Origin of the sequence: Janthinobacterium sp. TND4EL3, from assembly GCF_900156175.1 — a bacterium.
Lineage (GTDB): Bacteria > Pseudomonadota > Gammaproteobacteria > Burkholderiales > Burkholderiaceae_D > Janthinobacterium.
Map to the genome: position 1 here is coordinate 1 of NZ_FTMV01000046.1, position 11,276 is coordinate 11,276.

At 63.1% G+C, this 11,276-nt stretch carries 12 protein-coding genes; 8 read left to right on the forward strand and 4 right to left on the reverse strand.

Annotated elements, in window-relative coordinates; translation table 11 throughout:
* Positions 1 to 138 precede the first annotated feature (138 nt).
* The gene (locus BXA07_RS31550; protein ID WP_244556453.1) at positions 139 to 651 is read right to left on the reverse strand and encodes a transposase; all 513 of its coding nucleotides are present in this window, start codon (positions 649 to 651) and stop codon (positions 139 to 141) included.
* Between the two features lie 546 nt (positions 652 to 1,197).
* Between BXA07_RS31550 and BXA07_RS29115 the strand changes: the two genes are divergently transcribed.
* On the forward strand, positions 1,198 to 2,802 hold the full coding sequence (locus tag BXA07_RS29115; RefSeq protein ID WP_076573175.1) for a methyl-accepting chemotaxis protein: 1,605 nt from the start codon (positions 1,198 to 1,200) through the stop codon (positions 2,800 to 2,802).
* Between the two features lie 57 nt (positions 2,803 to 2,859).
* On the opposite strand, the gene BXA07_RS29120 is transcribed toward BXA07_RS29115, so the two are convergent.
* From BXA07_RS29120 to BXA07_RS29130, 3 genes are read right to left on the reverse strand one after another with little or no spacing between them, the layout of a single operon-like run.
* Entirely contained in the window at positions 2,860 to 3,978 is a 1,119-nt protein-coding gene (locus BXA07_RS29120; protein ID WP_076573176.1) for a hypothetical protein, read from the reverse strand.
* Positions 3,975 to 4,805 carry a PoNe immunity protein domain-containing protein gene (locus BXA07_RS29125; protein ID WP_076573177.1) on the reverse strand — a complete coding sequence of 277 codons (831 nt, stop codon included), beginning with the start codon at positions 4,803 to 4,805 and terminating at the stop codon, positions 3,975 to 3,977. The genes BXA07_RS29120 and BXA07_RS29125 overlap by 4 nt, the downstream gene beginning before the upstream one ends.
* A gap of 16 nt (positions 4,806 to 4,821) precedes the next feature.
* Positions 4,822 to 5,685 carry a PoNe immunity protein domain-containing protein gene (locus tag BXA07_RS29130; protein WP_076573178.1) on the reverse strand — a complete coding sequence of 288 codons (864 nt, stop codon included), beginning with the start codon at positions 5,683 to 5,685 and terminating at the stop codon, positions 4,822 to 4,824.
* A 279-nt stretch (positions 5,686 to 5,964) separates the two neighbouring features.
* On the opposite strand from BXA07_RS29130, the gene BXA07_RS29135 reads away from it, so the two are divergent.
* The 7 genes from BXA07_RS29135 to BXA07_RS29165 all read left to right on the forward strand — a co-directional run bounded on the left by BXA07_RS29135 (position 5,965) and on the right by BXA07_RS29165 (position 11,219).
* Positions 5,965 to 6,579, forward strand: coding sequence for a hypothetical protein (locus BXA07_RS29135; protein WP_076573179.1), 615 nt, complete (start codon positions 5,965 to 5,967; stop codon positions 6,577 to 6,579).
* 274 nt (positions 6,580 to 6,853) lie between these two features.
* Positions 6,854 to 7,393, forward strand: coding sequence for a DUF2325 domain-containing protein (locus tag BXA07_RS29140; protein ID WP_244556454.1), 540 nt, complete (start codon positions 6,854 to 6,856; stop codon positions 7,391 to 7,393).
* 59 nt (positions 7,394 to 7,452) lie between these two features.
* A complete protein-coding gene (locus BXA07_RS29145; RefSeq protein ID WP_076573180.1) occupies positions 7,453 to 8,277 on the forward strand; it encodes a TlpA disulfide reductase family protein in 825 nt (274 codons plus the stop codon).
* A gap of 118 nt (positions 8,278 to 8,395) precedes the next feature.
* Positions 8,396 to 8,671, forward strand: a complete 276-nt coding sequence (locus tag BXA07_RS29150; RefSeq protein ID WP_076573181.1) for a metal/formaldehyde-sensitive transcriptional repressor — start codon at positions 8,396 to 8,398, stop codon at positions 8,669 to 8,671.
* Between the two features lie 18 nt (positions 8,672 to 8,689).
* Positions 8,690 to 9,667 carry a CDF family Co(II)/Ni(II) efflux transporter DmeF gene (gene dmeF, locus BXA07_RS29155; protein WP_076573182.1) on the forward strand — a complete coding sequence of 326 codons (978 nt, stop codon included), beginning with the start codon at positions 8,690 to 8,692 and terminating at the stop codon, positions 9,665 to 9,667.
* Between the two features lie 91 nt (positions 9,668 to 9,758).
* The gene (locus BXA07_RS29160; protein ID WP_076573183.1) at positions 9,759 to 10,100 is read left to right on the forward strand and encodes a zinc ribbon domain-containing protein YjdM; all 342 of its coding nucleotides are present in this window, start codon (positions 9,759 to 9,761) and stop codon (positions 10,098 to 10,100) included.
* A 66-nt stretch (positions 10,101 to 10,166) separates the two neighbouring features.
* Positions 10,167 to 11,219: an RNA methyltransferase gene (locus tag BXA07_RS29165; RefSeq protein WP_076573184.1), complete on the forward strand. Its 1,053-nt coding sequence runs from the start codon at positions 10,167 to 10,169 to the stop codon at positions 11,217 to 11,219.
* Positions 11,220 to 11,276 lie beyond the last annotated feature (57 nt).

The window sequence follows — 11,276 nt, forward strand, 5'->3', positions numbered from 1 at the left end:
GTGAAAGATCAGATTGGAACAGTGTACGCAAAACCTGCCTGGCCTTGAAGAGTGGCCAACTACGCATAGGTACATGATCCCACGAATCTAAACAGCTACGGACGTGTGTCGCCGAAAATCGGTAACTTGGGACGGCCTCTAAAAAACCACCACCTGCTGGCCTGAGCCGATAAAATTTTGGCATCCGCCGTCCAGCGAGTAGCCGCGATGATGAAGCCCTGGATCAGTCTGTTTGTCGAACATGAACGCGAGGATCGCCGTACGAAAATCGGCGATCCACTGGTCGGCTTGACCAAGCATGTGGACTTCGAGGCGCTGGCTGCCGGCATCGATGCCGCCGCGCCGAGTCCGTCGCGCGCCAAGGGTGCCCTGCGACAGATTCGCTTCCAGCGTTTCAACGAGCAGATGATAATGATTGCTCATCTGGCAGAAACTGTGCACGACAAAATGGTACCGCTCGCAGACCAGGGCTAGCACCTCTTGCCAGGCAAGGCGATCGGTATCGTCCCGGTAAATGGTGCCACGCCGGTCTCCGCGCGAAGTAACGTGGTAGATGGCGCCGGGAAATTCGAGGTGTAGGGGGCGCGTCACGCGGTAGACGTTATCTGATCCGTACGCATTGGCACCGAGATTGCTCAGAGGTTGGGACATTGGCATGGCTGAGGTCGTGTCTGAATGACGAGAAATATGATCGCACGAAACTAAACACTTAGCGGCCTCTCAATCCAGTAATTGTGGGGTGGGGGGTAGACAGGGGGGTAGCGGTCAAAAGTGAGTCGCATTTCATAGGGGTGTTCTACGGACACCGTCTCCGCCAGAATCAAATAAAAAAGCCTCCCCTGCGGGAGGCTTTTTTATTTGTCTGGACGGAACGGCGGGATTCGAAGACGGAGCGCCCTGACGGGCGCGCAGGCTTTCCGAATCGCCCATCTGCCGCGCCCCGCGCGGCTCCGTTGGCCGCGCAGCGGCCAACGCCGTCCCCTCATCTCCGGCAGTGGCGGCCAGCGCATGCGCCGGCTTATGCGAGCACATACGCCAGCCCTTGCTCGGCAAGAGATTCTTTTTCACTGCCATCCCTCCCAATCCCCTTAAAAAGTTGCATAATCTGCAAATGCTGCGCAGAAACTTCATCCTGGCCAGTGCAGCTTATGCCAGCGGCATGGACGGCATGGTCCGCACAACCGAGGGGGTACGCACATGCAGCTGCTTCGCCAAGTCAAACTGTCGCGCCGGCTGGCCTTGCTGGTCGCCATCTTTTCGCTGGGCATGATCGTGTATGGCGGCTGGTCGCTGCGCGTGCTGCACGAACTGAAGGTCAACGGGCCCGTGTACCAGCGCATCGTGCAGGGCAAGGACCTGGTGGCCGACGTGCTGCCGCCGCCCGAATACATCCTCGAATCCTACCTGGTCGCCTTCCAGTTGATGGGGGCCGAAGACAGGAGCGCGCAAGACAAGCTGGTCGAACGCCTGAAGGCCCTGAAGGCCGAGTACGACACGCGCCATCAGTTCTGGCGTACCCAGGATCTCGATCCCGATATCGCGCAAGCCTTGCTGGCGCAGGCGCATGCCCCTGCCGTGGCATTCTATGAGATGGCATTCACGCGCCTCATCCCCGCGCTGCAGGGGCAGGACAAGGCTGGCGTGGCCAGTGCCATGGCGGCCATGGCAGCGAGCTACGACAGCCATCTGGCGGCCATCAACCGCGTGGTCGACATGACCAGCAAGCGCTCGGACGCATTCGAGAGCCAGTCGGCCGACAGGGCGCGCTCGGCCACCGTGCTGCTGGCGGGCTTGCTGCTGGCATCGCTGGGCGTGAGCATCGCCGGCGCCGTGCTGATCAGCCGCAGCATTACCGGCCCCTTGCAGGAGGCGCTGCGTGCCGCGCAGAGGGTGGCCGCCGGCGACCTGAGCAATCGTGTCGACAAGCGCTTTTCCGACGAGCCCGGCCAATTGCTGCAGGCACTCGAAGCGATGAACGGCAGCCTGTCGCGCACCGTGGGCCAGGTGCGCAGCAGCACGGAAAGCATTACCGTTGCTTCGCGCGAAATCGCGGCCGGCAATTTCGACCTGTCGTCGCGCACGGAAGCGCAAGCCAGTTCGCTGGAAGAAACGGCTTCCGCGATGAAGGAGCTGACCAGCACGGTAAAGCAGAATGCCGACAATGCGCGGCAGGCGAACCAGCTGGTGGTGTCGGCGTCGGAATTTGCCGTGCAGGGCGGACAGGTGGTCGGGCGCGTGGTCGATACCATGGGCGCCATCAATGCCAGCTCGCGCAAGATCGTCGATATCGTCGATGTGATCGACAGTATCGCCTTCCAGACGAATATCCTGGCCTTGAACGCGGCCGTGGAGGCGGCCAGGGCGGGCGAACAGGGACGCGGCTTCGCCGTCGTCGCCAGCGAGGTGCGCAGCCTGGCGCAGCGCTCGGCCAGCGCCGCGCGCGAGATCAAGGCCATGATCGGCGATTCGGTCGACCGCGTCGACGCGGGCAGCAAGCTGGTGGACGAGGCTGGCGCGACGATGGACAAGATCGTGACATCCGTCAAGCAGGTGGTCGACCTGATGAGCGAAATCGCCGCCGCCAGCCAGGAGCAGAGCCTGGGCATCGAACAGGTCAACCAGGCCATCACGCAAATGGATGAAGTCACGCAGCAGAACGCCGCCCTCGTTGAGCAGGCGGCGGCCGCTGCCGGCAGCCTGGAAGAGCAGGCGGCCAGTCTGGTGCGGGAAGTGGGCGTGTTCAAGCTCGATGCGGGCGCCGCTGTCAGCGCGCCGGCCGCGCCCGCGCAGCCAGGCCGCTGACAGGCTGGCTGGCGGCCAGGACGCCGTTCGGCACGGCGTTTCGTGGGCGTTGCTGCGCTATGGCGCGCGAACCGCTGCAATGGCTTGCTTGTCGCACGTCGCCAGGCTGTCGGTGCATGCGGAAAACGCTTCCAGATAGGTGATGGTTTTCTCGTACTCGTCGATCAGGTAGCGCAGCTGATATGCCACCTCGACAGATGCGCCCGTGCCTTTGTCCCGCAGCCTGTACATGTCTTTCAAGAAGCGTTTTCTTCGCGCCAGTTCCGCAGCCAGGCGCGCCTTGCGCTCGGCGGCCGGTGGCAGGGGATACGGCTTGCCATTGATGGATTTGACGCCCTCAGGCGTCAGATCCAGGTCCTTGCCGGGGGCGCGAAATTCCACGCCCATGCTGCCATCCGCTTGCACCAGTATCAGCAGTTCGTCGGCGTCGCTGTTGGCTGGCAAGGTCAGGGCCAGCACTTCAGGCTTGCCATTGGGCAGCCAGCGATATTCGAGCTTGACCTGCAACGGCGCCGCGGCCTGCGCCGGCAGATAGAAGCAGCAGCTGGCGGCGCTGCTCATGTACGGATTCAGGGGATCGGTATCGACAGCGTTGTCAGGATTGCTGGCGGAACTGATGCCCACCTGTATCATGCGCGGGCTGTAGTTCAAGGTACTGAGCGATACCTTGCGCTCTCCTGTGCCGGGCGTGTATGCGTGCAGGCCCCGCTCACCGCGCTCATCGTGGCCCGCAAGCAGGGGCCGGTGGAAAAGAGGGGTAATGCCGAAGCTCGCGATACTGCTGATATAGCCGGTATCGGACGGGCCGACGCGTGAGTCGCTGTTGCCCGGCGTGTGGTAGAGGTAGCCGATCTCGTCCAGCGATAGCGCGCTGACCATGCGGTCCTGCTGAAACAGTGGCGGCGACGCGTAGCTGTCGCCGTTGCCCATGACTTTGGCGTAGATGGGGCCCGTCCATGGCCCGTGGCCGGCAAAGCGCGCGAGTACCACGTACTCGCCCAGTAGCGGTTCTACTTTCAGGACATCCTTGGTCTCGCCAGTGACAGGGTCGATGATGGAATAAATGCCCGGAAAGGGATCGGTGGCGACAGGCGACTGCCTGGGCAGGGCGAAGCAGAGTCCTGCAACCACGGTGACGGCGGTGGCGATGGCGATGCTGGTGCTGGTAGCTTTCATGCGCCGGAACCTTTCCCTTGCCTACTGCAGAACGCCACCAGGTCGGCCGGATAGAAGGGCGCGCCGCGATAGCCGCTGTCATCGATATCGAGCACGCAGGTGATGGCGGCCGCTTCCCAGGACCAGTAGCCCCGGAACGAGGTGTTGCGCCGGTGGCTGTCGTAATAGGGCTCGCGGCGGCTGGCCTCATACCATTGCTGCAGATAGGCGTGCATCAGCGCAGGACGGGCATCTTTGTCTGCCGCAAATATCTTGAGTGTATTGATGTAGGGCAACTGGCGCGTGCACTTTGGCCAGGCGGCATCCCTGCCGGCGACAAAGCATGCCAGCAGCCGCTCCAGCAAGCCATCCTTTTCATGGTTATTGAAATCGATGACGGGCGCCAGCCGGGGTAGCAAACTGCCGCAGCCCAGCAAAATGCCGAGGCAGACCATGCGGTTGACCTGCTCGTAGCCGTCGCCGGGCAGGGCGAAGTGGGGAAATCCCTGTTCGGCTTCGCCGGCCTGAGCGTCAAATGCCATGTCATAGCGGGCAAACGCCAGCCAGTAAGCGAGTATCGTGGGATACGCGGCACGCAACTCGTCCAGCGCGTGACCGGCGCTGTAGGCGAGGGCGAGCTGGTCGACGCCATCCCAGGCCCGCTGGCGCGTGGCCGTCATGAAATTTTCTGGTGGAATATATTGCAGCACGTGCGCCGGCTGTTGCAAGCCGGCTGCCACCATGTCGTAGCACTCGTCCTGGCTGTCCTTGCTTTCAAGGTAGATGGCATAGGACAGCCGCGCTTCCCTGCGCCGGGCCAAAAAATCCCCTTCGTTCAGCGTCTGCATCCTTGCCCCTTGCTGATTATGGTTGCTGCCGTGCAACTTCACTGGTGTAGCGCGCTTCCTTGCGTAGCCGTCGCGCATGGTCGACCAGGTCCCCGGGGTACACCAGGGATCTGCTCCGGCTATCGTCCAGGTCGAGCAGGAAAACCGTCGCCCCCGCTTCGAATGCCCAGTAGCCGTAATAAGGGGCATAACCTGCGTCCCTGACTCTCAAATGTCCGTCATGCCAGCGTGGATGATGTCGCATGGCTGGATACCACTGTTTCAGGTATTTCTGGAGCAGGGCGAGTGTGGCATGCTCGTCCTCTTCAAAGAAGACTTGCGCCAGGGTACTGTAGGGCTTGCCGAGGACGCAGGTGTGGAGATCCTGGCTGTCGTCGACATAGGCGCTGATCAATTGCTCGAACAGACTATCGCGGCCACGATGGCTGCGCAGCACGTGGATGATGCGCAGCACCGAGCGCTGATCGCGCAGCAGGATGGCAATGCTGAGCAGTTGCAAGGTGTCCTGGTAGTCGGACAGGATGGAAAAGTCTGGCGCGCCAAAGTAGGCATACGGCCCGTAATCTGGAAACTCAAGCGCCGCTTCCCGCTGACTGACCTGGTCGACCGTATTCCATTCTTCAAATTTGTCCACGATGTCCGCGATGCGCGGCGCCAGGGCCTCGATGGACTCGCCCGCCGTGTAGTCGAGCATCCAGAGCCAGAGCAGTTCCAGATATAAAAAATGATGAACGGAAGCATTTTCCAGCGCTGAATCGGCGACCTTTTTGTTTTCCAGTCCTCCTGCAATCAGCGCAAATTGATTCTTGCGTGTCTTGGCATACAGTTCTTCATCCAGAAATTGCTGGCGGCGCCGCTCGGGAAATGGAAGATTGTTCATGTTGTCTGGCTGCCGTCGTGATCGATGCATAAGGAAGATGCACTTGCATGGAAAAATGCGGACATTGTTTGGCACTCCGTGTGCTGAGGTAAACGTATCGGCAGTTGATGTCATAACTTGTTTGCAAGATTACACACTAGAAATAGTGATCGAACAAGCACGATTCAATTGAATCGTGTGCCAGAAAGAAAGATTCAAAATAGCTACCATGAGCGACGCGATGGCGTGCCGCAGGTGTTTTTCGGCCGTCATCGTCTTTTTACGTGAACCGGAGCAAGCATGAGCAAGATGCAATACGCAGCCGCCGCGGCCTTATGTGCCTTATGTGCCAGCCTGTCGCCCGCCATGGCGGCGTCCACCCCGGCCGCGCCGCCGTTCCTCGATGTGCTCGCCTATCAGTATGCCAATTGCGTCAAACCTGCCTACCATCAGGCCGACCTGCTGGTACAGGAAGGGACGGGGCGCTACCAGATCGACATCAAGGGAGAGGCCTATACGGTCGAATTGCAGGAACGCATGGGCTTTTCGCTGCAGGCGGGCATCGACGGTCCCGTGGCGGCCGTCGTCAAGCTGGACCGGCCACCCACGGGACAGTTCGCGGAGCAGGCGCGCTGGCGCGAGCGCTGGCTGCGCGACGTGGCCGAGCGCAGCGGCGTGGCGCTGGACGAGCGGGCGCTTGCGGGCGGCGCGCGCCTGCTGGCCGTGAACAAAGGCGAGATCAAGGGGAATTATGTGGGGCAGTCCCTGCTGGTCGATCCGGCACGGCAGTTGTTCATCGATATCGCGTGGCCGAATACGCTGGATATCTATCGCGGCCCCGATGCCCTGCGGCAGGTGCGGCAGGTGCAGGATGATGTCTGGAAGCGCATGCTGTCCTGCCCGCCCGCCATGTGAAGCCGGTCGCCTTCGCATATCCCTGCTGCGTGCACGTGCATACACAAACAATAATGATTCTCATTTATAATTCAGCGCTATGGGGGTCCAATGGGCTGGCGCCATGGCGCCACGGGTGGTGAAGGAGGGCATGATGGGCAGTGTGCATGGTAACGAGGACGCGATCGCGCATGAGCATCGCGTGCTGATGGGCGAATATGGCCGCGCGCAGGCGCGCTGCAGTGCGCAGCTGGCGGCGCAGGCGGCCTGCATCGCGCAGCTGGAGTCGGAATTGATGCGTGCGCGGGCGCAGGTCGTGATCCGCGATACAAAGCTGGCGCTGGCGCGCGACGCATTGGCCGAACTGGCGGCCAGCGTGCCGGGCTTGCCGACGCGTGCCCGGCTGGCGCGCCGGGTCGAGTGGCTCGGCGAGCGCGTGCAGGACCTGATGCGCGAATTGCTGCGCCTGCAGTGCTTGCCAATACCAGGCTTGCAGGCCGACGTGCGCGAAAAGGCCGTGCTATACGTGGGCAACTATGCAAATCTGGAGCCGGGCCAGGCTGCGGGCGGCGTCCATGTGGCGCAGCAGGCCGTCGAGCAGGCCGGCGGGCGCTTCCTGCATCACGCGGGCAGCGGCGACGGCGCCGACGACGTGGCGGCGCTGGAGGCGGGTCTCGTGGCGGCCGACCTGGTGATATGCCAGACGGGCTGCGTCAGCCACGATGCCTACTGGCGCGTGCATGACCACTGCAAGCGCACGGGCAAGCAGTGCGTGCTGGTGGACCAGCCGCAAGCCATGCATTTCGTGCGCAAGGAAGCACTGGCCTCTTGTTAACGCCACCTTAATCCGCCTGGGGCACAATGGCCGTCCATTCGACGTGATAGAAAGCGCCCATGCTGTCCCTGCAAATCGGCCCCCTGGCCCTGCCCACGGGCCTCGTCCTGTTGTTCGTCTCCCTGTGCGTCGCCTACGGCGCGGCGTGGTGGCTGCGGAAGTACCGCCAGTTGCCGGACGCCGGCCCCCTCGTTTCCGACATGCTGATCGCCGGCCTGCTGGCGGCGCGGCTGGCGTTCGTGCTGCGCTGGCATGAACAGTATTGGGCCGCGCCCTGGTCCATCATCAATATCCGCGACGGCGGCTTCATGGCGCCGGCCGGCATTGCCGCCGCACTGGCTTTCGCCGCGTGGCGCTGCCGGCGTCCCGCCATGGCCGCCATGCGCCGGCCGCTGGCTGCCAGCGTGGTCTGCGGCGCGCTGGCCTGGGGCGTCTTGAGCGCAGGGATCTCGCTCGCCTACGACAAGCCGGCGGCCTTGCCGGCCGTGACGCTGCAGACGGCGGACGGCAAGTCCACCAGCCTGGCGGCGCTGGCCGGCGGCAAGCCCATGGTAGTCAATCTGTGGGCCAGCTGGTGCCCGCCATGCCGGCGCGAGATGCCCGTGCTGGCCGCCGCGCAGCAGGCGCGCGCCGATATCGTCTTCGTCTATGCCAATCAGCGCGAGGATGGGGGCACGGCCAGCGCTTTCCTGGACAGGAGCGGCGTGATCCTGCGCAATGTGGTGTTCGACAGCGAAGCGGCGCTGGGCAAGGCGGCCGGCTCCTCGGCGCTGCCTACCACCCTGTTCTACGACGCGCAGGGACGTCTGGTCGACACCCACCTGGGTGAACTGTCCGATGCCTCGCTGGCCAGCCAGCTGCGGAAGATCGCACCGTTGCCCTGACGCGCATCCCCTGATGACGAGCCGCCATCGCTAGCGATGTGCGGCTTTTTTTGCGCCTTGTCGCAGCCGGGACGGTTTCTGATAGTATACCCCCCTATAGTATTTATCGGAGTACATCATGGGCCACACGGCGCACAACAAGACCAAGCTGCTGAACAGGGTCAAACGCATCAAGGGGCAGGTGGAAGGCCTGGAGCGGAGCCTGGAAGAGGGCCGCGACTGCGGCGAAGTGCTGCAGCTGATCGCCGCCGTGCGCGGCGCCGTCAATGGCCTGATGGGGGAAGTCATCGAAGAGCACCTGCGCGAGCACGTGGCCAGTCCCGGCCTCGCCGGCGACGAGCGGGCAAAGGGGGCCGATGAAATCGCCGCCATCCTGCGCACCTACCTCAAATAATCGATCAGAGAGACCAGCATGAAACTGCAACATATCGAGGAAGACCTGTCCGCATGGCAGCATGAGCACGTGTTTGGCGGCGCCAGCGACAAGGCGGAACGGCGCGCGCGCATCGTCATGTGGATTACCCTGGCCACCATGGTGCTGGAAATCGTCGCCGGCTGGTGGTACAACTCCATGGCACTGCTGGCCGATGGCTGGCATATGAGTTCGCACGCGCTGGCCATCGGCCTGGCCGCGTTTGCGTATGGGGCGGCGCGCCGCTATGCGCGCGACCCCCGCTTCGCCTTCGGCACATGGAAGATCGAGGTGCTGGCCGGCTACACGAGCGCCATCCTGCTGCTGGGCGTGGCCGTGCTGATGGTGGCGGCCTCCGTCGAGCGCCTGTTTGCGCCGCAGCCCATCCACTATCCGCAGGCGATGGCGGTGGCCACCTTTGGCCTCTTGGTGAACCTGGTGTGCGCGCTGATCCTCGGGGGCCACCACGATCACGGCCATGAGCACCACGGCGGCCACGATCATCACGACCACCACGCTCACCACGACCATCATGGCCACGGTGAAGACCTGAACATGAAGGCCGCCTATGTGCACGTGCTGGCCGACGCCGCCACGTCCGTACTGGCCATCGTCGCCCTGGCCGGCGCGTGGGCTTACGGCTGGCGCTGGCTCGACCCCGTGATGGGCATCGCGGGCGCCGTGCTGGTGGCGCTGTGGGCGAAAAAGCTCATGCTGGACACGGGCAAGGTCTTGCTGGACCGCGAGATGGACCATCCGGTGGTGGATGAAATCCGCGAGGCCGTGGAAGTGGCAAGCGCAGGCGACACGCCGCGCATCGTCGACCTGCATGTCTGGCGGGTCGGCAAGCAGCTGTACTCGTGCGCCTTGTCCGTCGTCAGCCGCGATGCTGGCCTGACAGCGGCCGAACTGCGCGCACGCATCGGCATCCACGAGGAAATCGTCCACAGCACCATCGAGATTATTCGCCGGCCTTGATAATGATGGGGAAAAAAGCCCGCTGATGCGGGGCGTAGGCCGTATAATGTCGGCTTTTACAGCACGCGCTGTTCACCAGACAGAGAAGAAAATGAGCACATTACCACCATGCCCGCAATGCAAATCCGAATTCACGTATGAAGATGGCAGCCAGTTGATCTGTCCTGAATGCGCGCATGAATGGTCGGCCTCGGCTGCAGAAGCGGTGGAAGAGGGCGCCAAGGTGTACCGCGATGCGGCCGGCAATATCCTGCAGGATGGCGATACGGTCAGCGTCATCAAGGACTTGAAATTGAAGGGTGGCGGCGGTGTCGTCAAGATGGGCACCAAGGTCAAGAATATCCGCCTGGTCGACGCCGACCATGACATCGACTGCAAGATCGACGGCTTCGGTTCCATGAGCCTGAAAACGGAATTCGTGAAAAAAGTCTAAGCTTTTTATTCCCATCCGCGGCGCGCCTCGCATTCCTGCCGGCGCGCCGTCTTTCATTCAGAATCCATGCAAATCGATCACCTCCGCCAGCGCCTGCGCGCCTTGGGCGCCAAGCCTCTGCACGAACAGCGCGTGCTGCGCGACTGGATACAGGGCCAGCCGCACGACCAGGGCCGGCGCCGCGCCGAAGACTTTTTGCCGCTGCCCGTGCGCGAGGCCCTGCCTGCGCTGGACGCCGAATTGCAGGGCATGCTCAAGCTGCTCAGCACCCATCCGGGCGCCGACGATTCCGCGCGCCTGCTGGTGGGGCTGCACGACGGGCAGACGGTGGAAAGCGTGCTGCTGCCGCGCGATGGCCTGTGCGTGTCGAGCCAGGTCGGCTGCGCCGTCGGCTGCCAGTTCTGCATGACGGGCCGCGACGGCTTGATACGGCAAGTGACCAGCGGCGAGATCGTGGCGCAGGTGGTGCTGGCGCGCACCTTGCGCCCCGTCAAAAAAGTCGTCTTCATGGGCATGGGTGAACCGGCGCATAACCTGGCCAATGTGATGGAAGCGATCGAGCTGCTGGGCACCGAGGGCAATATCGGCCACAAGAACCTCGTGTTTTCCACCGTCGGCGACCCGCGCGCCTTCGAGCGCCTGCCGCAGGGAAGGGTCAAGCCGGCGCTGGCCCTGTCGCTGCACACGACCAAGCCGGAGCTGCGCGAACAGCTGCTGCCGCGCGCGCCCAGGCTCACCCCGCGCGAACTGGTGGACTTCGGCGAAGCGTATGCGCGCCTGACCGGCTACCCGGTGCAGTACCAATGGACCTTGATGGAAGGCGTCAACGATGGCGAGGACGAGATGGATGGCATCGTGGCGCTCTTGCAGGGCAAGTATGCGGTGCTCAACATGATCCCGTATAACACCATAGCAGACTTGCCGTTCAGGCGCCCCAGCTGGGAAAAGGCGCGCGCGATTGCCGCCGCCCTGCACGCGCGCGGCGTACTGACGAAACTGCGCGATTCGGCCGGGCAGGACGTGGAAGGGGGCTGCGGGCAGTTAAGGGCGCGCGAGGCCAAGGGCAAGGTCATTCCCATCCGCGCTAGCTGTGAAGTTGCAAGAGGTTATTCGGACTAGAACCAAGCCGTGACATCGGTGCCTTGCCAGCAATACCCTGATGCGGCCGGTGCCAGT